The sequence below is a fragment of the Sulfurimonas sp. ST-25 genome (assembly GCF_048079205.1).
GTDB lineage: Bacteria > Campylobacterota > Campylobacteria > Campylobacterales > Sulfurimonadaceae > Thiomicrolovo > Thiomicrolovo sulfuroxydans.
On sequence record NZ_CP182225.1, the window covers coordinates 830211 to 855013 of the forward strand.

29 protein-coding genes and 1 riboswitch are annotated in these 24803 nt (G+C 53.1%); of the genes, 7 read left to right on the top strand and 22 right to left on the bottom strand.

Annotated elements, in window-relative coordinates; translation table 11 throughout:
* Window positions 1-36: 36 nt before the first annotated feature.
* Entirely contained in the window at window positions 37-384 is a 348-nt protein-coding gene (locus ACM66T_RS04200) for a rhodanese-like domain-containing protein (protein WP_231020552.1), read from the top strand.
* Here the strand turns inward: ACM66T_RS04200 and ACM66T_RS04205 are convergent.
* On the bottom strand, window positions 372-875 hold the full coding sequence (locus ACM66T_RS04205) for a hypothetical protein (protein ID WP_416768797.1): 504 nt from the start codon (window positions 873-875) through the stop codon (window positions 372-374). The genes ACM66T_RS04200 and ACM66T_RS04205 overlap by 13 nt on opposite strands.
* Here ACM66T_RS04205 and ACM66T_RS04210 point away from each other — a divergent pair.
* Together ACM66T_RS04210 and ACM66T_RS04215 are read left to right on the top strand one after the other, a co-directional pair.
* The gene (locus ACM66T_RS04210; RefSeq protein WP_416768798.1) at window positions 874-1788 is read left to right on the top strand and encodes a ChaN family lipoprotein; all 915 of its coding nucleotides are present in this window, start codon (window positions 874-876) and stop codon (window positions 1786-1788) included. The two genes, ACM66T_RS04205 and ACM66T_RS04210, sit on opposite strands and share 2 nt — an antisense overlap.
* On the top strand, window positions 1785-3059 hold the full coding sequence (locus tag ACM66T_RS04215; protein WP_416768799.1) for an MFS transporter: 1275 nt from the start codon (window positions 1785-1787) through the stop codon (window positions 3057-3059). Before ACM66T_RS04210 ends, ACM66T_RS04215 begins: the two co-directional genes overlap by 4 nt.
* On the opposite strand, the gene mutY is transcribed toward ACM66T_RS04215, so the two are convergent.
* Window positions 3040-3996, bottom strand: coding sequence for an A/G-specific adenine glycosylase (gene mutY, locus ACM66T_RS04220; RefSeq protein ID WP_231020574.1), 957 nt, complete (start codon window positions 3994-3996; stop codon window positions 3040-3042). The two genes, ACM66T_RS04215 and mutY, sit on opposite strands and share 20 nt — an antisense overlap.
* A 197-nt stretch (window positions 3997-4193) precedes the next feature.
* Window positions 4194-4269, top strand: a riboswitch (cyclic di-GMP riboswitch).
* 143 nt (window positions 4270-4412) lie between these two features.
* Here mutY and ACM66T_RS04225 point away from each other — a divergent pair.
* The 3 genes from ACM66T_RS04225 (at window position 4413) to ACM66T_RS04235 (ending at window position 8753) form a co-directional block, all read left to right on the top strand.
* Window positions 4413-7652, top strand: coding sequence for a hypothetical protein (locus ACM66T_RS04225; RefSeq protein ID WP_231020575.1), 3240 nt, complete (start codon window positions 4413-4415; stop codon window positions 7650-7652).
* A gap of 152 nt (window positions 7653-7804) precedes the next feature.
* Window positions 7805-8134, top strand: coding sequence for a hypothetical protein (locus ACM66T_RS04230; protein ID WP_231020577.1), 330 nt, complete (start codon window positions 7805-7807; stop codon window positions 8132-8134).
* A 31-nt stretch (window positions 8135-8165) separates the two neighbouring features.
* Entirely contained in the window at window positions 8166-8753 is a 588-nt protein-coding gene (locus tag ACM66T_RS04235) for a YigZ family protein (protein WP_231020579.1), read from the top strand.
* A 29-nt stretch (window positions 8754-8782) separates the two neighbouring features.
* On the opposite strand, the gene ACM66T_RS04240 is transcribed toward ACM66T_RS04235, so the two are convergent.
* From ACM66T_RS04240 to ACM66T_RS04325, 18 genes are all read right to left on the bottom strand, one after another.
* On the bottom strand, window positions 8783-9484 hold the full coding sequence (locus ACM66T_RS04240) for a hypothetical protein (protein WP_231020581.1): 702 nt from the start codon (window positions 9482-9484) through the stop codon (window positions 8783-8785).
* Between the two features lie 186 nt (window positions 9485-9670).
* Entirely contained in the window at window positions 9671-10159 is a 489-nt protein-coding gene (locus ACM66T_RS04245; protein WP_231020583.1) for a hypothetical protein, read from the bottom strand.
* A gap of 99 nt (window positions 10160-10258) precedes the next feature.
* Window positions 10259-10543: a hypothetical protein gene (locus ACM66T_RS04250; RefSeq protein WP_416768800.1), complete on the bottom strand. Its 285-nt coding sequence runs from the start codon at window positions 10541-10543 to the stop codon at window positions 10259-10261.
* A gap of 226 nt (window positions 10544-10769) precedes the next feature.
* Entirely contained in the window at window positions 10770-11489 is a 720-nt protein-coding gene (locus tag ACM66T_RS04255) for a methyltransferase family protein (protein WP_231020585.1), read from the bottom strand.
* Between the two features lie 39 nt (window positions 11490-11528).
* Window positions 11529-12095 carry a hypothetical protein gene (locus ACM66T_RS04260; protein ID WP_231020598.1) on the bottom strand — a complete coding sequence of 189 codons (567 nt, stop codon included), beginning with the start codon at window positions 12093-12095 and terminating at the stop codon, window positions 11529-11531.
* 41 nt (window positions 12096-12136) lie between these two features.
* Complete coding sequence (locus ACM66T_RS04265; protein ID WP_231020600.1) at window positions 12137-12406, bottom strand: hypothetical protein; 270 nt, start codon at window positions 12404-12406, stop codon at window positions 12137-12139.
* On the bottom strand, window positions 12399-12866 hold the full coding sequence (locus tag ACM66T_RS04270; RefSeq protein ID WP_231020602.1) for an SRPBCC domain-containing protein: 468 nt from the start codon (window positions 12864-12866) through the stop codon (window positions 12399-12401). Before ACM66T_RS04270 ends, ACM66T_RS04265 begins: the two co-directional genes overlap by 8 nt.
* A gap of 672 nt (window positions 12867-13538) precedes the next feature.
* Complete coding sequence (locus ACM66T_RS04275; protein WP_231020611.1) at window positions 13539-14261, bottom strand: aspartate/glutamate racemase family protein; 723 nt, start codon at window positions 14259-14261, stop codon at window positions 13539-13541.
* Between the two features lie 31 nt (window positions 14262-14292).
* Complete coding sequence (locus tag ACM66T_RS04280; protein ID WP_231020612.1) at window positions 14293-14796, bottom strand: GNAT family N-acetyltransferase; 504 nt, start codon at window positions 14794-14796, stop codon at window positions 14293-14295.
* 113 nt (window positions 14797-14909) lie between these two features.
* Window positions 14910-15164 carry a YciI family protein gene (locus tag ACM66T_RS04285; RefSeq protein ID WP_231020614.1) on the bottom strand — a complete coding sequence of 85 codons (255 nt, stop codon included), beginning with the start codon at window positions 15162-15164 and terminating at the stop codon, window positions 14910-14912.
* Between the two features lie 31 nt (window positions 15165-15195).
* Entirely contained in the window at window positions 15196-15693 is a 498-nt protein-coding gene (locus tag ACM66T_RS04290) for an AAA family ATPase (protein ID WP_231020623.1), read from the bottom strand.
* Window positions 15694-15785: 92 nt separating this feature from the next.
* Window positions 15786-16313 carry a DUF3859 domain-containing protein gene (locus tag ACM66T_RS04295; RefSeq protein ID WP_231020625.1) on the bottom strand — a complete coding sequence of 176 codons (528 nt, stop codon included), beginning with the start codon at window positions 16311-16313 and terminating at the stop codon, window positions 15786-15788.
* A 93-nt stretch (window positions 16314-16406) separates the two neighbouring features.
* Window positions 16407-16781, bottom strand: coding sequence for a hypothetical protein (locus tag ACM66T_RS04300; RefSeq protein ID WP_231020627.1), 375 nt, complete (start codon window positions 16779-16781; stop codon window positions 16407-16409).
* A 101-nt stretch (window positions 16782-16882) separates the two neighbouring features.
* On the bottom strand, window positions 16883-17263 hold the full coding sequence (locus tag ACM66T_RS04305; RefSeq protein ID WP_416768801.1) for a hypothetical protein: 381 nt from the start codon (window positions 17261-17263) through the stop codon (window positions 16883-16885).
* Between the two features lie 278 nt (window positions 17264-17541).
* Complete coding sequence (locus ACM66T_RS04310; RefSeq protein WP_416768802.1) at window positions 17542-18399, bottom strand: EI24 domain-containing protein; 858 nt, start codon at window positions 18397-18399, stop codon at window positions 17542-17544.
* Entirely contained in the window at window positions 18396-18905 is a 510-nt protein-coding gene (locus tag ACM66T_RS04315; RefSeq protein ID WP_416768803.1) for a YtfJ family protein, read from the bottom strand. The genes ACM66T_RS04310 and ACM66T_RS04315 overlap by 4 nt, the downstream gene beginning before the upstream one ends.
* 63 nt (window positions 18906-18968) lie before the next feature.
* Complete coding sequence (locus ACM66T_RS04320; RefSeq protein WP_231020638.1) at window positions 18969-19934, bottom strand: DUF3137 domain-containing protein; 966 nt, start codon at window positions 19932-19934, stop codon at window positions 18969-18971.
* A 6-nt stretch (window positions 19935-19940) separates the two neighbouring features.
* On the bottom strand, window positions 19941-20495 hold the full coding sequence (locus ACM66T_RS04325) for a LemA family protein (RefSeq protein WP_231020640.1): 555 nt from the start codon (window positions 20493-20495) through the stop codon (window positions 19941-19943).
* A gap of 123 nt (window positions 20496-20618) precedes the next feature.
* Between ACM66T_RS04325 and ACM66T_RS04330 the strand changes: the two genes are divergently transcribed.
* Window positions 20619-20888, top strand: a complete 270-nt coding sequence (locus ACM66T_RS04330) for an acylphosphatase (protein WP_231020642.1) — start codon at window positions 20619-20621, stop codon at window positions 20886-20888.
* Here the strand turns inward: ACM66T_RS04330 and ACM66T_RS04335 are convergent.
* A complete protein-coding gene (locus ACM66T_RS04335; protein ID WP_416768804.1) occupies window positions 20885-22117 on the bottom strand; it encodes an NAD(P)/FAD-dependent oxidoreductase in 1233 nt (410 codons plus the stop codon). The two genes, ACM66T_RS04330 and ACM66T_RS04335, sit on opposite strands and share 4 nt — an antisense overlap.
* Window positions 22118-22382: 265 nt before the next feature.
* The gene (locus ACM66T_RS04340) at window positions 22383-24773 is read right to left on the bottom strand and encodes a hypothetical protein (protein ID WP_231020646.1); all 2391 of its coding nucleotides are present in this window, start codon (window positions 24771-24773) and stop codon (window positions 22383-22385) included.
* Window positions 24774-24803 lie beyond the last annotated feature (30 nt).

Genomic DNA, 24803 nt, shown 5'->3' on the forward strand with positions numbered 1-24803 from the left:
TAATTTTTATAACCTAATGATTTCAAAGGGAAGATAATGTCAAGTCTTAACGTATATCCGGACAAAGAGCTGCTGGAAAACTCCGATATGGTCGTCGTCGATATCCGCACCGAGATGGAGTGGATGCAAACGGGCGTCGTTCCGGGATGTAAAACGGTCACCTTTTTCCAGATGGATGGCAGCTACGATGCGGAAGGCTTTATGAAGGCGATGGACGAACTCGGCGGCAAAGAGAAAGAGATCGGCTTCATCTGCCGCACCGGTTCCCGTACGGCGCAGGTCGCCATGTTCATGAAGCAGCAGGGCTACAACGTCAAGAACCTCGCCGGCGGCGTCATGAAGCTGATGAGCGAGGGATACGAGCTCGTTCCCTACAAGGGCTGATCGCCCTCCCGGGCCGAAACAAACTCGCTGCGCAGCTCTCCGAAGAGCCGCAAGATACTCTCCTGGTAGGCGGTCACGTCGGGATCGTCCTGGCATGTGAGCAGCGGCTCCAGCTGGGCCAGATCGATCTTCAGCGCGTAGCGCGGCACGGAACGGAGGTCGCGGATGATATCGTCGACCAGTGCATCGATGTCGAGCCCGTTGTTTTTCAGGACCTTTTCCACCATCTCCCGCGTCGTCAGTACCAGCGTATTTGAACGGTCCTCGTCGTTGTAGATCTTCATCCCCGCCTCTTTGACAACATCGAATTCACACTCGTTCGCTTCGTTGTCGGCCGAGATGAGCGCGGCAAAAAGTTTGGCACGGAATTCAAGTGAACTGTGATGATAGAGGAAAATCTCCCTGAACGCGTTGAACAGGAAGTGTTTGAAGCTGAAGCGGACCGCCATCGTGTCGTCACCCCTTAAGGCATTTGGGATATTATACTGCATGCAATATTTCAGGGCACTTTTCCTCGCCGTTTTTTTCGTTCTCTTTTCAGGCTGTAGCCAACCCAAAGCCGCGCTGCAGCACACACTGCCGCAACCGTGCGGTATCTACGATATGAAACAGGCCGCCTGTATCGGCGATGCGGAACTGGCGGCACGCCTCGCGCCCTACCGGGTGCTCTTTGTCGGGGACCATCACGCCAGCGAAGCGATGCACAGACGCCTGGCCGGCGTGCTGCGCCGCCTGGGGGAAAACGGCCGGCGTCTGCTGTTGGCCAACGAATGGTTCACGCCTTCGGACGATGCCCTGCTGTCACGCTATGCGCGCGGCGTATATGACGGGAACTTCACCGCAGATATCGACTGGAAAACGAAGGCAGGCTACCCCTTTTCATCGTATGAACCCATCTATAAAAGTATCCAAAATGCCAGGGGGATGCTGTACGGCATCAATATGACAAAAGCCTTTCAAAAGGCGGTCTCGGATGCCAATCTGAGCGCCATGTCCGGGGATGAACAGGCGTTCTTCAGGGATCTCGATCTGAATTTGAGTGCGCACCGGGCGATGCTCGCACCCTTCTTCGCCCACTGCCATGCCAAACAGGCGGGGGAAGACGCGCGGCAGTGCCGGGAACGGATGTACCGGGTGCAGGTCGCATGGGACAGCTACATGGGAGAGCAGAGTGCACGGCTTGCCGCGGAAGCATTGCATTCGGACAAGGAGCTGCTCGTCGTCTTTGCCGGGGCGTTCCATATGGCCTACGGCCTGGGGATCAACGCCCGCTTCGCCCGCCGCAGCCCAGAGCCTTACGTGACGATCCTTCCCGTACCTGCCGGCAGTACCGATGCCGACGTCGGCGAGGCGGATTACCTGCTCTTCTACACCCCCGATGCACCTCCCAAGGAGAGAGAATGACGCGCGAATCGAAACGAATCTACGGCTGGGCGCTGTATGACTGGGCCAATTCCGCCTATGCCACCACGGTGATGGCCGGGTTCTTCCCGCTCTTTTTCAAAGCCTTCTACAGTGCCGATACCGATGCGACGCTCTCGACGGCCCAGCTCGGGGTTGCTAACGCGGTTTCGAGCATTATCGTCGTACTGCTGGCACCGCTGCTCGGGGCCATCGCCGACGCCGGCGGCATCCGCAAGCGTTTCTTGCTGCTTTTTGCGTTCCTGGGCATCCTGATGAGCGCCGCGCTCGCCCTGGTCGGGAAGGGGCAGTGGGAGCTAGCCGCATTCATCTATGTTCTGGGGAACATCGGTTTTATGGGCTCGAACATTTTTTATGACGCCTTTCTCCCCTCGGTCACCTCGGAGGAGCGTTTCGACAAGGTCTCCGGGCTCGGGTATGCGCTGGGGTATCTCGGCGGCGGGATCCTGTTCGCGCTGAACGTGGCGATGGTGCAGCAGCCCGGGTGGTTCGGGCTTGCCGACGCTGCGGCAGGGGTGAAGGCCTCTTTTGTCTCGGTGGCGCTGTGGTGGATGCTCTTCGCACTGCCTTTTGTGCTCTGGGTCAAGGAGAAGCGCAATACCCGCAAAATCGGTACAGTGACGCTGACGGTGCTCGGATACCGGCGCCTGATGCGTACCTTTCACAAGATCAAGCATCTTAAAGGCCTCTTTCTTTTCCTTGTCGCCTACTGGTTCTACATCGACGGGGTCGACACGATCATCCGGATGGCCGTCGATTACGGTATGGCAATAGGGTTCGAGGCCGGGGAGCTGATCAAGGCGCTGCTGCTGGTGCAGTTTGTCGGGTTCCCTGCGACGATCCTCGTCGCGAAGCTGGCGCAGATGTGGGATACGAAAAAGGCGATCTACCTGACCCTTGGATTTTATGTCCTGATCGCCGTGCTGGCGGCCTTTATGCACGACGTCAGCTCCTTCTACCTGCTCGCGGCGATGATCGCGCTGGTACAAGGCGGTATCCAGGCGATGAGCCGTTCGTACTACTCGAAAATGATCCCGGCGGAGTATGCGGCGGAGTTCTTCGGCTTTTACAATTTTCTCGGCAAGTTCGCCACGGTTTTGGGGCCGCTGCTCATCGGTGCGGTCGCTCTGGCGACGGAGAGCTCCCGGGCGGGGATCGCTTCGGTCGCGGTCTTTTTCGTGATCGGCGCGCTTCTGCTCTATATGGTCGATGAAAAAGCGGTGGCGGAGGAGGTCAGGGGCGCGATGCGCTAAGCTGCTTCAGCACCTTGTGGTCTGCCCCGCTCAGGGCCAGGGTGTCAATCTCTTCTCTTTGGAAATAGGTGAGCTCTTCACGGTACGCTTCACAGAGCCAGACCTGCGCTTCGAGCCGGAAGTGCGAATAGACCTGCACGATGCTTTGGAGCGTTTTCCCCTGCCCGGGCGGCGCTGTCTGTTCATGAAACCCCCACAGCCCGTGCAGGAACCTCCCTTCACGCTGTTTTAACCCGTAGCGCCCGTTGTGCCTGTAGACGACAATGTGCCGTTCGCGCACCGGGACGCTTTTGCGCTTTTTCGGAGCGGGGTAGCGCAGCGGGTCGCCCGCGGCGCCTTTGCAGGCGCTTTCGAAGGGGCAGGCGTCGCACGCTGTCGTCTTTGGGAGGCAGAGCGTCGCGCCGATATCCATCATCGCCTGGTTGAATTCGAAGGGGTGTTCGGGGTCGAAGAGCTTTTCGGCCATTTGCCAGAGGGTTTTCTCATCGGCCTCCCTGCGGCCGAAGAAACGGTAGAGGATACGCTTGACGTTGGCATCGAGGATGGGTACAGGCGCGCCGTAGGCAAACGCGGCAATGGCGTGGGCTGTGCTTTTGCCGACCCCGGGCAGACGGATCAGCCCCTCGACACTCTCGGGCAGATAGGGCGCGGCGAGCTGTGCCGCTTTGTGCAGGTTCTTTGCGCGGGTGTAGTAGCCCAGCCCCTCCCACTGCTTCAAAACGTCATCAAGCGGTGCGCACGCGAGGGAGGGGAGCGTCGGAAAACGCTCGAGAAAGGGGAAATAGAAACGTTCCAGCACCGTCTTGACCTGGGTCTGCTGCAGCATGATCTCGCTGACCCAGATACGGTAGGGGTCGTCGGTATTGCGCCACGGAAGGGTATGGCGGCCGTGGTCTTCATACCACTGCAGCAGTTGGGTGTGCAGATCTACATTCATGATGCGGATTATAGCAGACGCTTCTTTCCGGAGGCAATCGGACGCTGCAGTATTTATGTTCAAGACTAAATTGATTTTTCTTATATGAAATTAATTTTTTCCGCTCTATACTGGAGGGAATGAATAGCTGTTTTTCTCACGGCTTTTAACCAAAGAGGAAGGGGAGGCTGTTCAAGGTTGTTTGATTTTTTTTGTACTGCAAGAAAAGCCTAACCCGGTGCGAATCGGGGGCGGAAAGCTACGGATCTTCTCGAAGATGGCCGGGTTGCCAAAAGTAGGGTGACTCGGTCGAATCTTTTCTACCACTGTTTTGTTACCCACTTTTTGATTTGAGTACTTCGCTACCTGAACGTGTCTAACGGTCAGGTCTTGGAATGTTCTTGAAAAAACGTTCTATGCAATAGGAGACTCTAAAAATGAAAGCTTCATTTCGAGATAAATGGGGGCTGATCAAGCGCATGCTGGGAGCGGGAGCATTGCTCTTCGCCGCAGCGGCGTCGGCCAACATCGGCTATACGCTGGAAGGGTGTCGCTCCACGTCTATTCCCGACGGATACGACCTGGCCGCGAACGACTATGTCTGCCCCGACGGGGCCTATACGACCGGTAACCTGAAAGGGTGGGCGGAACTCGACCTCGTTCCTCACCGGGTGACGATCGAAAACAAGGGGAGCGATCCCCAGAAGTTCACCTTTACCGTCGGCGGTGACTACCTGTACGCCGAAGGCGGCGATCTGCGCGGGTGGGACTACATTTCCGTATTGACCCTCGATACGGTCCTCTCCAACGATATCTGTAAAAATTGGGCGGAACAGTATCAGGACCAATTGGTCGTACAGGATCTGCTTATTACGCCTGACAATGAAGGTGCCGGGGGCGTCTTTACCACGATCTACCGACAAATTTCCGTCGCAGGCGGCGGACCGAGAGACGGTGAGTATGCTGCGAACGGTCTTCCCGGCGGCGCGGTGTGTGTCGCCAACTACTATCAGCGTCTCGCCCTGGGATCACACCTCTATTCGGGATCTTCTTTGCAGTCCAACCTCTGGGATGCGAACCTGAGCTCCTCCGGCGGCCAGAAACGTGTCCAGCTTCCCGATGTCAAGGCGGTCGAAACCAGCAAAGATATGACGGCGCGCCAGGCCCAGTCTTTTGGATGGACCATCTCCAAAAGCGGCCCGGCTACGGTCGATTTCGGCGACACCTGTATCCCCGATGCGCCGACATCACGGCTTGTCGATGTCAACGTGACCTGGACGAAACTGGCGGCTACCCCGGAAGGCACGGTCGGTATCCACACCAAGATCTATGTTTCCAACACCGCTTCGCGCGAGATCTACGCCAATGTGTCTGATGTCGTCTACTACAGCGGCGGTATGACCAGTGTGCAGCCGGATGCGTGTACTCCTTATCTGATGCCGTCAAACTTCTCCGGGGTTGTTTGTGAACACGATGTCATCGTCCCCGAAGAAGAGAGCGGCGGACTTTATGACATCGCAACCATCGGTTTTGAAGACCCTTTCCTTCCTGATGTACCGATCACGGTTACCCTGGAAGCCACCGCATCCGCATCGGTCCAACCGGGTGACCAGCTGAATACCACGGCAATCGTCAGAGACCACGAATGGATCGAGAGTACGAACGGACTGATGAGTTTCTCAAGCGGTACGTTCACTCCGGGTGATATCGGTGAATACGATGCACCGTATGTTTCGGGAACACCGACGGTCGGTGACGTCAACTGGACCTCTTACACTGTTGAAGACAGCGGCGCGCTGGTTTTCCATAAGACTGTTTATATCGACGGTCCGATGATCGCGACCGGTATGCTCAGCGACACCGCGACGATTGTGGGCGACGGGGGCTATACACCTGATCCTGCAACGCATGAAATCGGCCTCTCCGCCGATGCGACCGTGTCACTGACGATCAATAAAACAATGCCGGATGTGTTCGACGGTGCCGACAGTGTCGATGTACTCTTCACCGTCTCCAAAGAGGGGATGGATGACATCAACCGGACCCTGACCTTCACGGCGCTCAGCCCGTTGACCCAATCGGTGAAGATCGAAGGTCTGGAACCGGGTTCGTATACTGTAACGGAAACGGCCCCGACCGGGTTTGAGCCGGAAGTAAGTGCAATTAAACCGGTGACGATCACACTGCCGTCCTGCGGCGAGTCCGTCACCTTTAACAACCAGCTGGCCGGTCAACCGGCGGTCAAAGTCATCAAAGTGACCAAACCGGCTGAGATCGAGGGCGTACCGCAAAAAGGCGACTGGAACATGACGCTTTACAAAGAGACTGCTCCGGATGTCTGGACGGTTGTGACATCACTGCTTACTGATCCGAACAGCGCAACGAATGTGCTTGTACCGGAAGGTGAACTCGAAGAGGGTCACTACAAAGTCGTCGAAATCATGAAAGACGGCTGGTATATGTCCGATCAATCCGGTGACTGCGACTTTACCGTCGACTATCCGGAAGATCTCTATCGTGCCGACTACGAGTGCCAGTTTGAAAATACCAAATACGCGACGGTGATCATCAACAAGCTGACCGTGCCTGCGGGTATGCCGGATTACTTCCATTTCGCCCAGGATATCAACGGTTCGTACGATCTGAACCTGACCCACCTAGGATCGCACACCTTTATGGATGTGATTCCGAAAACCTATACGGTGACGGAAGATGATCCGAAACCGGAGTATGACCTGATCGGTCTCTCCTGTGTCGAGCTTGACGGCGTAGAGAACAGCTCTACTTCTCTTAGCCAGCGCGAAGCAACGATCGTCGTCGATCCGGGTGAAACGGTCCAGTGTACCTACACCAACCGCAAACGCGGCAAGATCGAACTGATCAAACACGAAAACGGCGGCACGACGTACACGTTGGGCTGGACCTTCACGCTCAGTGGTAACGGCCTGAACCTTCTGGATACGCCTGACGCGAACGGACTGGTGGACTTCAACGGAGTCTGGCTGATTCCGGGTGCGGACTATACGGTGTGTGAAACGGGTATCCCGGTTGCCTGGGAAAATCTCTGGTACGTTGAAGGTTCTCCGGTCTCTTATGACAACCCGGATTCCGGGCAGGCTTCCAACGAAAACCACTGCTACACCTTCAGCGTGGAAGCGAATCAGACGATCCACTTCGTCGTAGAGAACAACTATACGCCTCCGGGCGGCGAACCGCGTACGATCGGCTACTGGAAGAACTGGACGACATGTGACGGCCACGGCAACCAGCAGGAAAAGGCGGAAGCGGCAAACCTTCTGGCAGGTCAAACAGAGGTGTGGCTGGTCGATTATGTCCTGCCGATCACCCTGGGAAGCTTTGAAGTCGCCAGCTGTGAAGACGCGGTATCCATCCTGGATAAGCGCGATGTTTCCAGCGGCAAGAAACGTGCCGGCGACGCAGCCTACGGTCTGGCGGCGCAGCTGTTGGCGGCCAAAGCCAATGAGGCGGCCGGTGCGACAATATGTGCCGAAGCAAGCCAGGCCATCAGTGACGGCGATGCGTTGCTCTCATCGATCGGCTTCGACGGCACCGGTGGCTATCTCAAAGGCGGTAAGAATGCCGCGGCCCAAAAATCGTTGGCAACGTCGATTGCGGGTACGCTTGATTCTTACAACAACGGTGAACTCTGTCAGTAACCGTTAGGCAAAGGCTTAAAGCCTTTGCCTCCCAATTTCCTGTTTTTCATCACATTTCAATCACTTTTACCCGTTTTTTTACTTTTTTGTATGCGATATAGAGAACTGTTTATCAACCTCTATTATGATATGCACCTATTTAAAGGAGAAGTATGAAAAAGGTTACGATTCTCGCGGCCGCCCTGCTGGCGTCGGCACTCTACGCGGCACCTTCCGCGGAGCAGCAGCAGGCGGAGGCGATGAAAGCACGTCAGGAAGCGATGCTCAAACAGATCCAGGCGGAGCTCGGCCTCAGCGACAAGCAGACGAAACAGTGGGGCGATATCCATGAACGCTACCTCAAGGCGCATATGAAACTGCGCGTCGATCAGAACAACGAGATCCAGGCACTGCTCACGGATGAACAGCGTAAAAAGTTTGAAGCGATGCAGCAGCGTTTTCGCGAGCAGCTGAACAAGCAGATGGGTGCACAAAAAAAGTAAGTGCCCCTCCTGCGCCCGCTATAATGGCGTCATGCAAATCCTCAAGACGCCTGTTTCTACAACGTATGAAATCAAACAGTCGAAATTTATCGCCCATCTCGTCCCCTATAAGCTCTTCGATGCAACCCTGCAGCGTTTAAAAGAAGAGCATCCCAAGGGACGCCATTTCGTGACGGCCTTCCGCTACTTGAATGACCACATGCAGGTCGTCGAGGGGAGCAGCGATGACGGCGAACCGAAAGGGACCTCCGGCAAACCGAGCCTCGCCGTTTTGGCGGGACATGAGCTGATCGATGCCGCCGTGATCATCGTGCGCTATTTCGGCGGCACGAAGCTTGGGACGGGCGGATTGGTCCGCGCCTATACCCAGGCGGTTTCCGATGCGGTGGCCCTGGCGGAGCTGAGCGAGTATATCCCGCAGGAAAAGGCTGCTTTTACCTGCGGCTACAGTGCAGTCTCGCAGGTGGAATACCTGTTGACGGAGAGCGGCGTGACGGAGGTTGAAAAGGTATTTGAAGCCACGACGGTGCTCTGGTATGTTTCGGGGGGAGATGCAGCCCTGGAGACATTCTTCGCCAGGGTGGGGCGTCTGGTGGAACACCTGGAAGACGGAAAGTAAAGGGGCGTCGCGGCGACGCCGCGATGCAATCAGGGGCGGCCCAGGACGGACTCGAACATCGTATAGGCTTTGCGCAGCCAGACCTTGGTGCGCTGGCGTTCCATTAGGCTCAGGTGGGCGGTGCCGTTCTCTTTGAGATTGGCGGCAGCCCAGAAGCTGAAGGTGTGTTTGTCGATCTTCTGCATGGTCGGGGCGTGCAGCGCGGGCAGTACCACCTCTTTAAGCGTACCGTTCGCCTCGCTTGAAACGGAGGCGATGACGCCGTCGACTTCGGAGAAATCGCTGCCGCGTCCCTCGTTTTTGACGACGGCACAGGTCATGACGACACTGTATTTCGGCAGGAATTTTTTCAGCAGCTGTACGGAGTCCTTGCCGCCGTCGACGAGGTACCAGTAGACGATCTCGATCCCCGTCTCTTCGCACATGCCGAGGACGTCATTCTCTTCGATCCAACGGTCGAGGAAACGCTCGGACTGCGCCGGTAGGTCCACCAGGACGTTGATGTCTTTTTCCAGCGCGAGTTCCATGATCTTGTCGCTGCTCTCGAAAAAGTCCAGGTCGATGGCATCGGTGAACTGCTTGTAGTAGCGGGTGAGCGACGCGTGGGAACGGTCCGCGTCCAGTCCGACAAAAGCGACGTCGTTGTCGATAAAATACTGTGAAAGCAGGCGCGCGAAGACGGACTTGCCAACGCCTCCTTTCTCTCCTCCGATAAAGTGAATCATACTCATTGTTTCTCTCTCCATATCATGTGATGTCACACGGATATATTTTGCGCGTATGGTAGCGCTGCGGATATAAATGCGGGCTGTAGAAACGAAGCAAATGGGAAAATTTCTGAAGAATTACATGAGCGCCGACGCCAATCATGCGTCATCGAAATGCAAACCGTGTATTCTGAATCTCTCTGAGATCATTCATTCATGGTTTTTGTAGCCGGCAAGCTTCTTTTTGACCGACGATGACGCCTGCGCAAGGACAAACTTGATGTCTCCGAAGCCTGTCGCTTTATCGGCATTGAAATCGATAAGCCGATGCTTCGTCCAGCGGGTCCGATAGTAGTCGTCAATCGCAAACCTGACTTCCTGCAGGGCAGGCTGCCGATGGACATAGCGGCCCATCACCTCCACCGAGGCTTTTTCCAACGCGCAGTAAAGATCCAGTTCTTCTAATTGTGAGCAGTCTGACACAGGGGCTTTTCTCCAGGCGCTTTCATTAGGCAGTAGCGTATCCGCCCTGCTGAGAATCTCCAAATCGACCGGAGAGACGCGGACGTCCCTCCGCTCATAATCCGGGAGACCCAAAACGATGCCGTTTTCGGTTTTGTAGACACCGATGACGCCGAAAATGATAAACGAACCCAGGAGCAGGAGGGACAAAAGTGTATAGAAAATGTATTTTTTCATGAATCGTGCCTTTATCGAACAGCTCCTCTATGCCGACGACGATGGCACATGTGCTTTTGCCAATTGTACTTCATCTCCCGGAAACGGGCAGGAAACCCCCTATTTCATATACCTTTTTGTCAATCGGCAAAAATCGTAAAAATCGCTCAGCATCAAGTAGCGGATTTCGACGTCTTCAAACTTTTTCTTCAAGATGGTATGGCCCTGCAGATAGAGCTTGACATCGTTTTGGAACTCTTTGGGATATTCAAGTTTTTCGGCTCCCAAAGAGGAGAAGCAATCCAAAAATTCAAAAAACAGTGCGGTGACGATCTTCTCTTTTTCCGGTGTCCTGTTTGAGAGAAAGTCCGTTGTCTCCTCAAATGTCTCGCATATTTTCGTCAAACACGCATTCATATATATCCTCTTTACTCTGGTCTGTCGGAAGGGAAGTACAAAAACTGTACCTGCTGCTGAAATTCGACATGGAATATAGTTCAGCCCACCCTTCGTCAATCAGCCATAGTGCAATGAACATCATCAAAAAATAGCCCGCCAGCAGCGTGTCCATGCCTGTCCACTTTAGCGCAACGGTGTGTTCCGCGGGAAAGTTTGTGAAATGAAGCTGCCCTCAGTAGATCCCCGGAAACAGGCGATAGCGTACGTCCTTCGCATAATCAGGGTACCCGGGAAGCTCCTTATGAAGGGTCTTGTCTTCAAGCGCGGTCCGGATCACGGCGATGAGCAACGCCGCCGCGGCAGGGATGAGGGTCCACAGTGAGTCCAGGGCGATGATGATGCCGGCAAGGGCCAGAAGGTTGCCAGCATAGCCCGGGTGGCGCACGACCCTGTAAGGGCCGCTGTCGCAAACCGTGTGTCCCCGGTCTGTCTGGATACGCACCGTCGTGGAGAAAAAGCGGTTCTCGACAATGGCCCAGGCGGCGAAGGCGTACCCCAGCGCGATGAGCACGAGGCCGAGAAGGTTGAGCCATGCCGGCATAAGCGGTGTCCATCCATAGCGGTGGTCCAGACCCGCGACGATGACAAGGGGGAATGAGAGGCTCACCGCCATCAGGGGGGCAAGAATTTTATCCCATGGCTTCGCACTCTGTGCCTTTTCAAGGCTGGCCCTCTCTGCGAGAATGCCCGGATGCCGTTTTTCTGCCAGAAACCGTCCGCCGACACCGGCAAGAAACAGCAGCACGGAGTAGACCCAGCCCTGCCACCATCCAAAATCGCCGCCGCAGAGCAGAAGCACCAGCGGGATGATGAGGTAAAGAAGGATCACATTAAGCCACAGGCGGGGGCCGGGAGCCTGGTTTATGTTCGGATGAACGGTTTTCAAGGCCATATTTTTCTCCGTAATCAGCCGGGATTTCAAAATGTATGTTTACAAACTGTGCGCTTCTTCCCACAGGCGCTCTTCGCCTACCCTGCTGTACCAATTGTCGAATTGGGAACGGTAGTGTTCAAAAGGGTCTTTCAACTTGGGGCGGGGGTCTTTGCTGAGGGAATATGCCATCCCTTCGGTGAACCACTTTGGAGCCCGTAAAACACTGATCATGCCCAATCTTTCATTTTGAAGATGATGGATCATTTCGTGCCTTACATAATACCGTTTCCAGGCCATGGGTCCGATAATGATGCCGAAAGTCCCCAGGGTGATTGCCGAGCGCCTTCCCAAGCCGAATGACTCGGAACAGGCTTCTGAACTGCAAAATACGGTACGCGGAGCATTCTTGATCTCGCCGACGGAGGTGTCGACGAAGCGCAGGGCTTCCTCATAGAGTGCGGCTGCGTCTTTCAGGCGGGAAGCATCGTCCGTACATAGGGTGTCGCCGAAGCACGAAACACCGGCCAGTTGAGGTGCAATGATCCGAACCGGTTTATAGAATGCCCAGGTACAGAGGATAATCGCTGCAATGAGCAAGGCTGCTATCGAAACTGCTTTTTTCATTTTATGACTATAGTCGCATAACGTAAATGTTGCAGGATGCGTTAATCATTTCGACTTCTCCATGCGCTGCTCATCAAATATAATGATCCGATCGACAAGCCTGAAATCAGCAAGGCTCCGATCCCCATAATGACGACTTTGACGATGCTTTTTGGCTCCACGATCAAGTCATAGACAATGTGACCGGAAAGATATCCGAATGTCATGGCTGCCACAGCCATGAGCAAGGCAATAATGTATATAACTAATTTCCTGGGGATGAGCTCTGCAAGGGTCTGGCCGATCAATTCCTCGATAAGAAAATCAAGCAATGGCATCCCTGTCTGGTTGCGAACGCTCTTCTGCCCGCTGTTTCAGGGCCTGATTCATCTCTTCGAACCCGCGTTTGGTGCCGCTGTCCAGACTGGAGCGAAAGAGTCCGACCAGGATGCCGCTGAAGCGCTCGTTCTGCTGAAACCGCACCTTGTCTTCGCCGAGCGGTTCGATGATAAAAGCATGCTTGCCGTCAAAGAGACCCGGAAACAGAACCCGGCCCAGCCACCTCAGTTCGCGCCCGGCTTCAGCGGCGAGCACTGTCGGAGAGAAACGCATAGGTTTGCTACCGCTCGGCTGGATCTCAACCCGAAGCCGCTTACCCTGGATCGGGGTGCCCTGTATCGAACGGATGAAAGGATTCCACTGAGGATATGCCGTGAAATCAACCAGGATCTCCCATACCCGTTCAGCGGGTGCATCGATTTCTATTTCTGTATGTAGTTCGTGAATAGCCATATGGTTTCTATGTCATTGATGTTCAACGTCTAAAAAGAGCAATCAAAATCGCCTATTGTTTTTTAAACGGTCACTTCGGATTCGTTGGGGATTTCAGATATCCATCGCGGTATAGAATAGGTCATCCGTTCGATTGTCTGTGGCCGTATCATTTTCTTTGTACTTTCGCAGCAACCATATTTCGAAGACTGCTCCGATCAATGGGACGCCCAATATGACGATGGTTTTGAAGATTTTTGTTCTTCTTGTATAGAGTATTTCTTCCAATAAAATAGACATGATTGCGCCAATGTCAACAGCTATTACCGTCCAAATGAGAAATAGATAAACACCAGTCATATTATTTCCTAACAATTCAATGGCATTAATTTTAGCAGATTATTGTAAATATGTACATTTTTTTAAACAGACTAAAACGTAATTTATTTCTATTTCTAATATTATACAGATGAATCCCATGGAAATTGGCCAATGCAGAATCGAGGCGATGGAGACAAAGCGGATAGCAGTGTTATTCGTCAAAAGTGCCGGAAATAATGGATAGTGGTGTATGGGAGGAGGAAAAAAATTGCTTTGAAAACTTTCTGTTGTATTCAACACATCAGAGCTTCGTTGACGAGTACGAATAGAGCTGCCAGATCAAGCAGTATGACAAGGGTGACCAAATGCGGGTTACTGCTTGGTCTCCATCTGTTGGACAGCTTCCGTTCCAAGCGCCAGTGCAACGGCCTTGTCAATGTGAATAGCCATAGAATCAAATAGGGTCATGGGGATCTCTGCGGCACGGATCAATAACGGCAGTTCGGTATTTGCCAGAACTATACCTTCTGCGCCCTCGTTCTTCAGATCCCCGATCATTTCAAGTATCCTGGTGCGCGACGTCTGGCGTATGTCACCCAAAGCAAGCTCTCCATAAATCACGTTATGAATAAAGTCTCGCGCTTTTTTGGGAGGAGTGATGATTTTAAGTCCATGCCGCTCCAACCGCTCCCGGTAAAAAGCCTGTTCCATAACGAAGTTCGTCCCGAGCAGTCCTAGCGTGGAAACTCCCGCACTAGCGACCGCTTCCGCCACCGCATCTGCAATATGTACGATCGGAATACCGAGTTGCTGCTGTACCTGCGGAACAACTTTGTGCAGCGTATTGGATGCGATCAGAACGAAGCTCGCTCCAGCTAGTTCGAGCTTATGCGCTGCAGTGCCAAGAACTTCGGATAACCGGTCCCACTCCTCATCGTGCTCGAGCCGGGCGACGGGTTCGAAGTCCAGGCTGTACATCACCAGTTCGGCAGAGTGCAGAGCTCCAAGCTGCGACTTGACAGCCTGATTGATCAGGCGGTAATACTCAGACGACGACTCCCAGCTTACGCCGCCGATGAGACCGATCGTCTTCATGCAGCCCCCTCATTCGCTACTGTTTTTGCTTTCATTTTTTGCTTTGGGATGAGACGTTTTTTGCATAGACGGCATAAGGGACTCCGTAGATGTCGGCCACATTTGTTTGTTTGACAAACCCCATCCGCGAATACATGGGAAGTGCGACTTTCATGACGGGACTCGTGTGCAGGCCGATATGCGACGCGTTGTCCCGCACGGCTCTTTGAATGCACTCCTGCGTCAACGCTTTTCCGATGCCAAGACCTCTGTTTTGGGGAGCAACCACCAGCATTCTCAGTACGGCCCAATCGCTGGCAAAGATATCGGATTTCGGTCGGTCGGGACCGACGTACACTACGGCCCCGACAAGTGCGTCACTCTGCGTTGCTACAATGATTTCCGCATGATCTGCAAAAGAAGCCATATCACTGATTTTTTTCGAGAATGCGGGCCAATCATTATAGGCGTTTCGATACTCGCCAAAAGCTTCTAATGCCAGGTTGTTCAGGCTATCGGCGTATTTCGTTTCAAAGTCTTTAATGACAAATTCCATTCTTTCTTCTTTGACCAATATCTAAAAATATATATTCCAAACCCCGCTTTTAGCAGTTTAACGCGTTGGGCCGCTCGCGGGTTTTTGATTGGGTTCCCCAGTATTTGTTTGACTCATTTTGCGTTCCATTCGTAGACGGTAACGATGGATGACTTAGAAGTATGCACCGGGTCACTGAACGCTATGGCCTCGGCCTCTTCAAGGTTGTCAGCCTTAATCAAGTATGCACCGCCGCTCTTGTCCGTAAACGGACCGGCAAGTTCAAGTTTGCCTCGTTGTCTCAGGTCATCGAGAAAAGCGTAATGCGCCTCAATGACTGACGGGTCGAACTGGGGTGTGCGAAACGTTGTAATGAGATATCTAAACACTTAAATTCCTTTTTTTGGTTTGCATTATAGATTAAGCCTTTCCTGCCAGACGTAGGATATTGAGCCCTTCGTCTTCACTTGGAGCCTCGAAGAACTGGGTGACATGGTTGAACACCGCTTCATTGTCGAACTGCGCCCGTTCCGGCTGCTCGGTTCGGCGTTTTGCAATCTGAGATAAGCATTGTTCGTTGCTCACGTCGAGAAAGATCAGCTCATGTTCGCACGAAGCTTCACTGCAGAGCTGTTTGAACCACGCTCTCTGCCTAACCGTATTCGCCGGAAAATCCATCACCACGTTCGTGCCCGTATTGATGATCTGCAGCACATGCAATTTCACAAACGGCTTGATCATCATGGAAAATTTCAGGTAGTCGTCAAATGAGTTGATCTGTCCGGGGTAATGCGATGATAGCCAATCATCTTCGGACAGAAGCACTGCATTTTTTTCAGCTGACACGGCTTTTGATTTCGTCGATTTTCCGGCACCCATCTTTCCGCAGAAAAAAGTGAGAGTTCCTTTTTCTTTCATGATCCCTTCTTCACTGTATAACGTTTGAAATGAGCAATCAAAAAGCCGCTTGCTAGTTTTTGAGTGGTCTTCTTTGGATTGTCATATTCCTTCTATTCAATAGTATTGCTTTGAACGACTTCAAATTGTGATTTATGCAATAAGACGCTATTAGAATAAATCTGTATCGTCCAATCCCCAGGGTTAGTTTCATAAGCGGCGTCGAAATAATATTCAAAAAACCAGTCATAGCTTCCTTTATGCCCTGAAATATCTATGGGACGTTTTATACTTGAACGCTTTTCTCCAGTGGGGAGAGTCATTTCAGGAAAGTTTACGCGTAATTCCAGGCTTTGGACGTTTTGTGGAATATCATAGAACCTTACACCTAACACGAAACCTGTCCCAAGTTTATTGGGAATTGTCCACACATTTGGTGCTATTAATTCAATTTTGTATGTATCATCGTTCACAAGTCCCGATACCCTTGATTCATCTTGATAGAGCGAACCACCTGTTTTTTTGAGGTAACTGTGTACGAGTAGGAAAGATTTTATAGACCCACTGGGGTTATTAAAAGCACTGGCATTTATTACTGATATCATCGTCAGAAGAATCAGTATGAGTATATTCTTTTTCAATTATTTTCCTTTTTAATATAACGTTTAAAATGGGCAATCAAAAAGCCGCCTGCTGGTTTTTGATTGGTCTCCTGTGCCTTGTTGGCAAATGCGCTATGGCAGTACACCTCCTTCTTTCTTGACATAGTGAATTCCTTTGTCATCCACAACCGTTTCATATCCAAGCACGGTCCAAACTTGGCAGAAAATAATTTTTCGAACGACATATCTTGCTACTTCTTCATCCGTGACATACATGCCAATAAAATTGTTTACTGTCTCGGCACAAAATTCTTTTGATGCGGGCAATTTCTCAAAGCACTGTTCTTTTGTCATATTGCCATCTGTCATTTCTTTTGCCCTTCGACATATTTGTTCATCATTATCAGAGGCATTTATAATGGATAAAATGATTTCTGATGTCTCCATAGTTTCAGCAATTGCAGCAATAGGAAGAAGTATTAAAATAAGAAGTGCGAAAAAATGCATCTGGTATCCTTTGAGTTGCTATCTTGTTTAACCGCAAAATAGTTATGGAATAGGTTGCTATAGCTTATGTCCCAGTATCGTTTCTTGAGTTTCTATGCTTGTTAGATACTTGGATGGTTGAAGTCATATTCCGTCCACCACTTGATGTTGTAGATCTCTTCATTTTGAGCAAGCACTTTGCTAAGGGCTTTTTGTATAGTCTCAACCTCTTGTGCAGTTGGAATTTTTTTGAAAAGGAATTTTCTAACGTACGGCTTTCTTGGTTCGATGAAGCAGAGAAAGCCATCGACGTACTCCTCACAATGGCCGCAGCCAATCCAAATTGGGAATGCATCATTGCATATTGGAATCGTCCATCCCCAGTCCTCACTGAAAGGAGCCCTGACTTGAATACCTTCCTGCTTTAGCTGTTCGAACAATACAGTTGCAAGTTCTTTCACCGAAGAAACGAGACTGGAACGAAACTCTACGTGTGTTTCCATGCTATTGGCACCCAACCATTAATCAGCTTACATTTCAGAGTACTATAGAACATTATTGGTTAGAAAAACCTGGTAAATAATAACAATATACAATATATTAAACCTTTTGGAGTGCTATTGGTAAAAATAACTGTAGAGCAATGATCGTGATCTGGGGATAGATTGACTACGTGTAGGTCTACCAGCAGCGTTCGATATTAAGGAGAAAGTCATGATTGTAAAGGAGTTAATATAAGAGAGCATCAAAAGCCCGCAGGACTTTTGAAATAGGAGAAAAGTTACGACGGCAGCGCGTCCTTAGAGCCGTTCGGGATTTTGTCTACAGCGCTTTTCGCAGCTGTGACGCTTTCGTGGTGCGCTTCGACCTCGACACTTTTGCGGAACATGGAGTGCGTAAGGACGATGACGTTGAAGACGGGGGTGATGTAGGCGGCGAAGGGGACCAGCGAGAGCAGGTAGAGTCCCAGGGTCGTCATTCTTATTTTCCCACCGTGGAAGGCCATGATCAGCTTGAAACGCTCCTTCGTCGTCGTTTCCGAGGCGACGTCGAGCAGGTAGAGCTTGTGGAACAGGTAGTAAAAGGGGAGGTTGAAGGCCACGAGGTTCAGCAGCGGGACAAAATAGAAGGGCGTCAGCACCAAAAAGAGCAGGAGCATGATGAGCACATGCTTCAGCGAGGCGAGGAGGATGCCCAGGATGGAACCGTGGTGCTCCAGCGGCAGGTGGCTGTAGTGGCGCCGGTGTATCTCTTTGACGATGTAGGGGGTGAGGAAGCCGATGATGATCAGGGCAATGAACATGGCAAAGATGAACGTGATAAACCCGCCGACGGTAAAGACGATGAAGCTGACCAGCCACGAGGTGACAGTGTGTTCCATCAAGAAGCGCAGGATGGCCGAGCCCCCTTCGACCGTCGTCGTTTCGCTCTGCGTCTCCACCACGCCGTTCTGCTGCGTCTGCTGGTGCTGCTCTATCTGAAGCGTACTCTCCCGCAGCGAGTCGATGCCGGCGTCGGCAATACCGAAAAAGAGGGTGTACATGATCAGAATGGTGCCCAGGAAGGGTACCAGGGCAAACTGGAGCATCCGTTTGGAGAAGAAGTCGCGGATGCTTATGGAGAGGAGTGTTTCGTTCACATATGTTCCTTGATCAGGGAGATGATCTCGGCGAAGCTGCTTTCGGGCACCTCTCCCTCATAGAGATAGAGGACGTTGCCGCTTTTATCCGTAATGATGATATCGGAGTTGTCGTCGGCGACCTTCCAGGCGGAGACCCCTTTTTTATGCATATCCTTGACGTAGATCGTATCGGGGAACTTCTCCTGTTTCGCCTTGAGCGATTTGGCAATGGCAAAGTTGGGCAGCCAGGTCGCCTCCATGTTGATGATGGCGACGGAGGCGAAACGGCTGCGGTCGAAGTCCTCGGCCTTCAAGGCGTCGGAGAAGGGGTTGTTGAGGTCTTTCTCGTCCGGGTCGACGTAGAAGATGACGTGGACTTTCTCTTTGAGCTCGTCGCTGTTCCAAGGCGTGCCGTCGACTTTGCCGCCGTCGTCGCCCTGCAGAGCAAGCGCCGGAAGGGGCTGGCCGGTTTGCAGGGCCATCAGGCTGAGCGTGAGCGCGAAAAGGGAGAGGAGAAGTTTCATAGGGGTCCTTTGCGAGATTTATAAGATTCTAGCATGGAAAGGCTTGGGATCAAATGCCTATATTCAGACCTTGCTCCAGAGCTTTTCGTTGAGCTTCAGCTCCTCGACGATCCCGATGGAGGAACGCAGGGTACGGATGTAGCCCATGGCCTGATCGATGGAGAGGAGGGATTGGAAGACCGTCGGTTCGAAGAGATCCTTGTCGTAGTCGACGGCGATCATGATCTTCTCGCCGTTAAAGGAGACGTAGACCTTGCTGCCCGTATCCTTCTTCAGTTTGAGCAGCCGCTGCATCATCGTATGCGTGAGAATGTAGCGCGCTTCGATCTGGTCGGTGCCGTAGACGACGAAGGCTTTCTCAAAGGCGGGGTCGTCCATCTTGACGAGCTGGTCCTTGGTGAAGTTGCGCGACTGCAGCATCCCCCCGATAAAAGAGCCGAAAAGGTTCTCGGCCAGGTCGGGGAGGATGAGGGTGCGCCCTTTGAAGTGTTTGTTGAAGTCCGCGACAATGAAGAGCCCCTGGAAGATCGTGGACCAGTGCTCCCGCCCTTTGGAGTCGCGGCTGCGGTGCTCGGCATGGATGTCGGAGAACTGCAGCGAGACGCCGTCGAGGGTACCGCGCACGAGGTCGTTGCCACGGAAACGGTCGATGCGCTGCTCGAAGAGGTGGGAGAACTGAAAGAGCGACTGGGGGATGGCCGCGTCCGGGGCGTAATGCAGCTCCTTTTCGATCGCTTCGATCAGAGGCCGGATGATCTTCTCTTTGAACCCGCTGCGGTAGCCGCTGATGAGCCAACGGAAACCGAAGCCACCGATGGCGGTCGCCCCGACGCCGACCCAGATGAACGATTCGTTAAAGCAGTGGCAGCTGTTGTAGATAAAGCCGATGATGAGCAGGGAGAGCGCTCCGAGGATGCCAAAGAGGGTCAGGACCTTCTTGCGGACCGCGTTGCGCTTCTGCTCCAGCTCTTGCAGGGAGTCATAAAGCTCCGTATAGTAGAAATCAGTGAGTTCCGATGCACTTTTCATTAGGGATTACTGTTTGAAAAGGGCTCCGACATCGACGTTCTTGCGTTCATCCTCGGTGATCTCGAAGACCTGTTTTCGGCGATAATTCATCATGTTGGCGAGAATGTTCGTCGGGATCATCTCAATGGCGTTGTTGTAGTCCGTCACGGCCTGGTTGTAGGCACGGCGGGCGGCGGAGATCTGGGCTTCGACTTCTGAGAGGGTGCGCTGCAGGTGCATGATGTTTGTGTTGGCCTTGAGATCGGGGTAGCTCTCCACCGCGACCATGATGCTGCCCAGCGCGGAGGTGATCTGTTTGTCCAGGGCGATCTTCTGTTCGTCGGAAATCCCTGGTTTCATCGCCTGAGAGCGCAGTTCGGTGACCTTCTCCAAAATCCCCCGCTCGTGCTGCATGTACTGCTGCACGGAGCTGACAAGGTTCGGGATGAGGTTGTAGCGTTTCTTCAGCACGGCATCGATCCCGGCAAAAATGTTGTCGACCTGGTTCTTTTTGGCAACAAGGCTGTTGTACATCAATACGATGATGACGATGACGACGGCGAGGATGATGAGTGCGGTCATGGCGGTACTCCGATGGAAATAATATCGTTTATTGTACTGAAAATCGGGCGGGAATCCGCCATAGCGTCGGGATAAGTAAAACACAACGCGTCTGCCGCTACAATAAACAAAAAGGGGGAGATGATGCAGAGCAGACTATACGCGATCCGGGGCAGGGTGCAAGGCGTTTGGTACCGTGCGACCATCCAGCAGCTTGCCCAAGAGGCGGGAGTGAGCGGCTATATCCGTAATTGCAGCGACGGCAGTGTCGAAGCGGCCGTCAGCTGCCCGAACGATGACTGTTTCGACCAATTCGAACGGCTGCTTTGGGAGGGATCGCCGCTCAGCGTGGTCGACAACGTCTCTTATGACATCATCGAAGAGCTGTTCGAAGGAGGATTCGAACAGCGCTAGGAGCGGGATGTCTTGGCGGCATGCAGGCCTGCCAGGTAGCCGCTTCCCCAGGCAAAGTGGAAGTTGAACCCCCCGCGGTGCCCGGTAATGTCGATGACCTCCCCGGCAAAATAGAGCCCCTCCGCCTTGCGCGATGCCATTGTCTTGGGGTCGATCTCGTCCGTGGCGACACCGCCGCCGGCGACTTCGGCATGCTGGTAGCCGTGGGTGCCGCTGACCGTAAACGGCCACTGTTTGATGATATAGGCGATCTTCTTGGCCGTTTTGGTGTTGAGCTCACTGCAGCGCTGCTCCGCAGAGAGTTTTTGGGCCTGAAGCAGGGGGCGGATCAGTTTGCGCGGCAGCAGCCCGCCCAGCAGGTCGGCAAGGGTGTCGTCGGGGATCAACTTTGCCATCTGTTCGAGCTGCGCCGCCAGTGACTGCGCGGTAAAGCGGGGGAGCAGGTCTACTCTCAGCGTGACGTATTCAAAATCGCGCAGGGCCCTGGAGGCGGCGTGGGAGAGGTCGAGGACGGCGAAGCCTGAGACGCCGTAACGGGTAAAGAGCAGGTCGCCTTCCTCCTCCCGGAGGGGCTGGTTGTCAACGAGCAGCGTCACCCGTGCCGTCGTCTTGGTCCCGGCCATCTTCTCCAGCCTCGAAGACTCCAGGTGCAGCCCCACCAGGGAGGGGAAGGGGGGAACGATGCGGTGGCCGAAATGCTCGGCCATGGTCATGCCGCTTTCGTTGCCGCCCAGTTGCGGCGCGGCGGGGGAGCCTGTCGCGATGATCAGGCGTTCATATCCGCGTGTCTCCTCCAAAACTGACAGGACAAATAGCTTACCCTCTTTTTCGATGCGGGTGACGGCGACATTGTTTTCAAACCGCACACCCCGGTGCTGCGCCGCCCGGATCAGTGCGGACTGTACGGTACGGGCTTCCTGGCTCATGGGGTAGCATTTGCCATCCTCTTTGACCTCCAGCAGCAGCCCGATACGTTTGCAGAAACGTTCGAACGCGGCGAAGTTCATCGTCTCCAGTGCCGTTGCCGCGAAGGCGGGGGCTTCCCCCGCATAATCTTTGATGCCGGTCGCGCGGTTGATGATGTTGCAGCGGCCGTTCCCCGAGGCGAGGATTTTTTTGCCGGGTTCGCCGTTCTGCTCGTAAACCGTGACCTCTGCACCCTGTTCCGCCGCCGTAATGGCCGCCATAAGTCCCGCGGCGCCGCCGCCGATAATTGCGATCGTACTCATAAAGGGATTGTAGTGGCTATCGGGTTAGTTTCGGGTTAGATAGGCGATGAAAAGCTGTTGAGTGGTCTGATAGATTTGGTTTAGGTGAGTTTTGAGAAAAAAGAAGCGCGGTTATACTGCACGTGCAGCGGAGGAAATACTTTCGGAGTGTGGGCATTACGCCGAGTAAAACTTGCGCGCCCTGAGCAGGGCGAAGAAGTCCCCGTGGGGGATTAGCGTAGCCAAAGGGGCTTAGCTCCTTTGGCGTATGGTTAAACGGTCTGGATTAATTCCAGCCGTCTTTGACGATCTGAGTCGATTTGTTATACGGATACTTCTCGACCAGTTCTTTGACAGAAAGTTTCTGATCGCCGCTTCTCATGAAGTGAGCGAGGGTGACAGAAGCCCAGTAGTCGTCAGCATACGCGGTGCCTTCGAGCTGAACCGGTACACCTTTCTTGTTGACCGTGTGACATGCGGAACATGTAACCGGGCCTGCATATTCGCCGTCCGGGCTGTACTGCAGCGCCTGCTCATGCGTCGTAATGTCAACCGTGCGGTTCGGTCCGTCGTAGCGTGTAGAGTAGAGGCCGTGTGTGGACTCGTGACACGTTTGACAAGCCAGGTCGCCGTGTGCTTTAGAGTAGCGGAACAGAGACAGTTTGTTGTTCTGGTCGATCGGGAAGTACTGACCGCCTTCACTTTCAACAAACGGAGCGATGTGACAGTCTGCACAGTGCGGTTCGCCCGCTGCCAGCCACCAGTCGTTACCGCCGGATGCCGCTGCATACGGTACCGCGCCGCCAGTCGGGTGGTTCCACGGTTTCAGGTCAAGACCGTCTTTCGCGACGTTTTTGACGAGGACAGCAGATTCATGGTCTGTATAGTACTTCATAACTTCGTTGTCGCCGGTTGTTTTCGGGTCTGCGATCGCTACGAATCTCTTCATGTCGCCGCCTGCAACTGCACTGACGATCTCTTTGAGAGATTTGTTACGGATGGATTTACCTTCAAGGGTCTGAACCGTTTTGAGGTCATCCAGTGCCTGCATTTTCTGCGCGACTTTCGTGTGACAGTTCGTACAGTACAGACCGCGCATTTTGGAAACACGCTCACCGTTCTCATCTTTGTGTGCGACTTCGTTGAGCTGGAATTTACCGTATTCGTTCAGGAAGAACGGCGGTTTGGCATCCGGGTTGGAGTGCGCGTCACGGCGGACATAACAACCACCACCGCTTGTACGGACATCGCCTTCAGAGAAACGGCCTTCACCGTAGCGGTCAGCAACACGGTACGGGTTCGTATCGTCGTTCATGCTCGGGTTCTGGAAGTGTGTCGGGTGACAGGACTGACATGCTTGTGAACGGCCAGCTGCATCCGGCATCGGAACCATAGAGAGGTGGAAACCGTGGATTGCTTCTGTGAGCGTTTTAGCCTTGACAGTCTTGTAGCCTGTTGCACCCGGACGCGGTTCCTCGAGGTTACCGGAAACGTTGTCACCGTGACAGTCGGCACAGTTGACTTCACCGGTCTGACCCAGACGGTTGGAAGAGGCTTTGTCGTTGTAGTACTTCAGGAATGATGTACCGTGGTGTGCGTCGTGCAGTGAGAGAATGTTGATGGATGCTTCACTGAGGCGAGCCATGTATTCACTCTCATCCGGGTATGTTTTCCAGTAAGCGTATTCGCGGTCGCTGGCATTGAGGCCTTCGTCGCGTGCCATCTGGGCAGCTTTACCCTGGCGGGAGTGACATGCATAACAGTTCGGGATATCAACCGGGTTGGTACCGAAATACTCGATAATCTGACCGTTTTCATCCATAAGCGGGCGACCGTTCTGGTCATGAACCTGAACCGCAGACTTCTGGAACGGCTGGAAATCTTTTTCGGTAACGGAACGGATCGTCCCTCTGCGTGTAGAGTCGTTGAACGCCGTCAGCGGCAGACCCAGTGCATCCCACAGGTGTGATGCCGTCAGAACGAGCGGAATGTTCTGGACCGGCGGAACCAGTGTGTTCGTGAAGACGACGTTGCTACCGTCTTTACCGGAATACTCGAGGTAACCGCCGGCGATGTGTTTGCCGGACGGACCGGAATCGATAGGTACTTTAATGTCTTTACCGACAAAGAGGCGGTCTTTCGCCGTAGCACCTTTAGGAATCGTACCTTCAAGATCTTTATAGATAAAGAGGTGCTTCCAGACGTAGTTGGCCACGTTGTCGCCCGGGTCGTCCATACGGCCGTTGCCGTCGACGTCTTTCGCGACAGACCAGTACTTCATCTTGTTGCCTTCACTATAAGAGTTGTCTTTCGTATAGTAATAGAGCTTGACTTTGTCATCCGGTGTGAGCAGTTTCGGCAGTGCGCCGTTGGTACCGGATTTTACAGCCTGGGACTGGATTGAGTTATAAGGCGGAATGACACAGCAGTAGCTCATCTCAAAACCGACACAGTGCATACCCAACTCATAGTTGACGAACGCATTGATATCGTTTTTCGGATTGTAAGCTTTTACTTTCTTTCCACCGATTTTCATTTCAGTCGGCTTGAGCAAGGTCATACTAAACGGCGGATTCTTGTCATAGTCTTTGACAGAAGCCGATGTCGTACTTGACAGTGCAGCCAGGGTGAGCGCTGCTGCCGTTAAAACAGAAACGCCACGAAGTTTTCGATTCATCATGTACTCCTCAGTGATAGAAATCCCGTT

Bases quoted from the DNA above. Each gene is read 5' to 3' on its own strand.
- ACM66T_RS04330 (WP_231020642.1), top strand. From the start codon at position 20,619: ATGCAGAGCAGACTATACGCGATCCGGGGCAGGGTGCAAGGCGTTTGG.
- ACM66T_RS04315 (WP_416768803.1), bottom strand. From the start codon at position 18,905: ATGAAACTTCTCCTCTCCCTTTTCGCGCTCACGCTCAGCCTGATGGCC.
- ACM66T_RS04260 (WP_231020598.1), bottom strand. From the start codon at position 12,095: ATGAAAAAAGCAGTTTCGATAGCAGCCTTGCTCATTGCAGCGATTATC.
- ACM66T_RS04280 (WP_231020612.1), bottom strand. From the start codon at position 14,796: ATGGAATTTGTCATTAAAGACTTTGAAACGAAATACGCCGATAGCCTG.
- ACM66T_RS04290 (WP_231020623.1), bottom strand. From the start codon at position 15,693: ATGAAAGAAAAAGGAACTCTCACTTTTTTCTGCGGAAAGATGGGTGCC.
- ACM66T_RS04340 (WP_231020646.1), bottom strand. From the start codon at position 24,773: ATGAATCGAAAACTTCGTGGCGTTTCTGTTTTAACGGCAGCAGCGCTC.
- ACM66T_RS04215 (WP_416768799.1), top strand. From the start codon at position 1,785: ATGACGCGCGAATCGAAACGAATCTACGGCTGGGCGCTGTATGACTGG.
- ACM66T_RS04200 (WP_231020552.1), top strand. From the start codon at position 37: ATGTCAAGTCTTAACGTATATCCGGACAAAGAGCTGCTGGAAAACTCC.
- ACM66T_RS04275 (WP_231020611.1), bottom strand. From the start codon at position 14,261: ATGAAGACGATCGGTCTCATCGGCGGCGTAAGCTGGGAGTCGTCGTCT.
- ACM66T_RS04320 (WP_231020638.1), bottom strand. From the start codon at position 19,934: ATGAAAAGTGCATCGGAACTCACTGATTTCTACTATACGGAGCTTTAT.
- ACM66T_RS04335 (WP_416768804.1), bottom strand. From the start codon at position 22,117: ATGAGTACGATCGCAATTATCGGCGGCGGCGCCGCGGGACTTATGGCG.
- ACM66T_RS04230 (WP_231020577.1), top strand. From the start codon at position 7,805: ATGAAAAAGGTTACGATTCTCGCGGCCGCCCTGCTGGCGTCGGCACTC.
- ACM66T_RS04305 (WP_416768801.1), bottom strand. From the start codon at position 17,263: ATGGAAACACACGTAGAGTTTCGTTCCAGTCTCGTTTCTTCGGTGAAA.
- ACM66T_RS04300 (WP_231020627.1), bottom strand. From the start codon at position 16,781: ATGCATTTTTTCGCACTTCTTATTTTAATACTTCTTCCTATTGCTGCA.
- ACM66T_RS04225 (WP_231020575.1), top strand. From the start codon at position 4,413: ATGAAAGCTTCATTTCGAGATAAATGGGGGCTGATCAAGCGCATGCTG.
- ACM66T_RS04205 (WP_416768797.1), bottom strand. From the start codon at position 875: ATGCAGTATAATATCCCAAATGCCTTAAGGGGTGACGACACGATGGCG.
- mutY (WP_231020574.1), bottom strand. From the start codon at position 3,996: ATGAATGTAGATCTGCACACCCAACTGCTGCAGTGGTATGAAGACCAC.
- ACM66T_RS04255 (WP_231020585.1), bottom strand. From the start codon at position 11,489: ATGGCCTTGAAAACCGTTCATCCGAACATAAACCAGGCTCCCGGCCCC.
- ACM66T_RS04325 (WP_231020640.1), bottom strand. From the start codon at position 20,495: ATGACCGCACTCATCATCCTCGCCGTCGTCATCGTCATCATCGTATTG.
- ACM66T_RS04210 (WP_416768798.1), top strand. From the start codon at position 874: ATGCAATATTTCAGGGCACTTTTCCTCGCCGTTTTTTTCGTTCTCTTT.
- ACM66T_RS04270 (WP_231020602.1), bottom strand. From the start codon at position 12,866: ATGGCTATTCACGAACTACATACAGAAATAGAAATCGATGCACCCGCT.
- ACM66T_RS04235 (WP_231020579.1), top strand. From the start codon at position 8,166: ATGCAAATCCTCAAGACGCCTGTTTCTACAACGTATGAAATCAAACAG.
- ACM66T_RS04240 (WP_231020581.1), bottom strand. From the start codon at position 9,484: ATGAGTATGATTCACTTTATCGGAGGAGAGAAAGGAGGCGTTGGCAAG.
- ACM66T_RS04245 (WP_231020583.1), bottom strand. From the start codon at position 10,159: ATGAAAAAATACATTTTCTATACACTTTTGTCCCTCCTGCTCCTGGGT.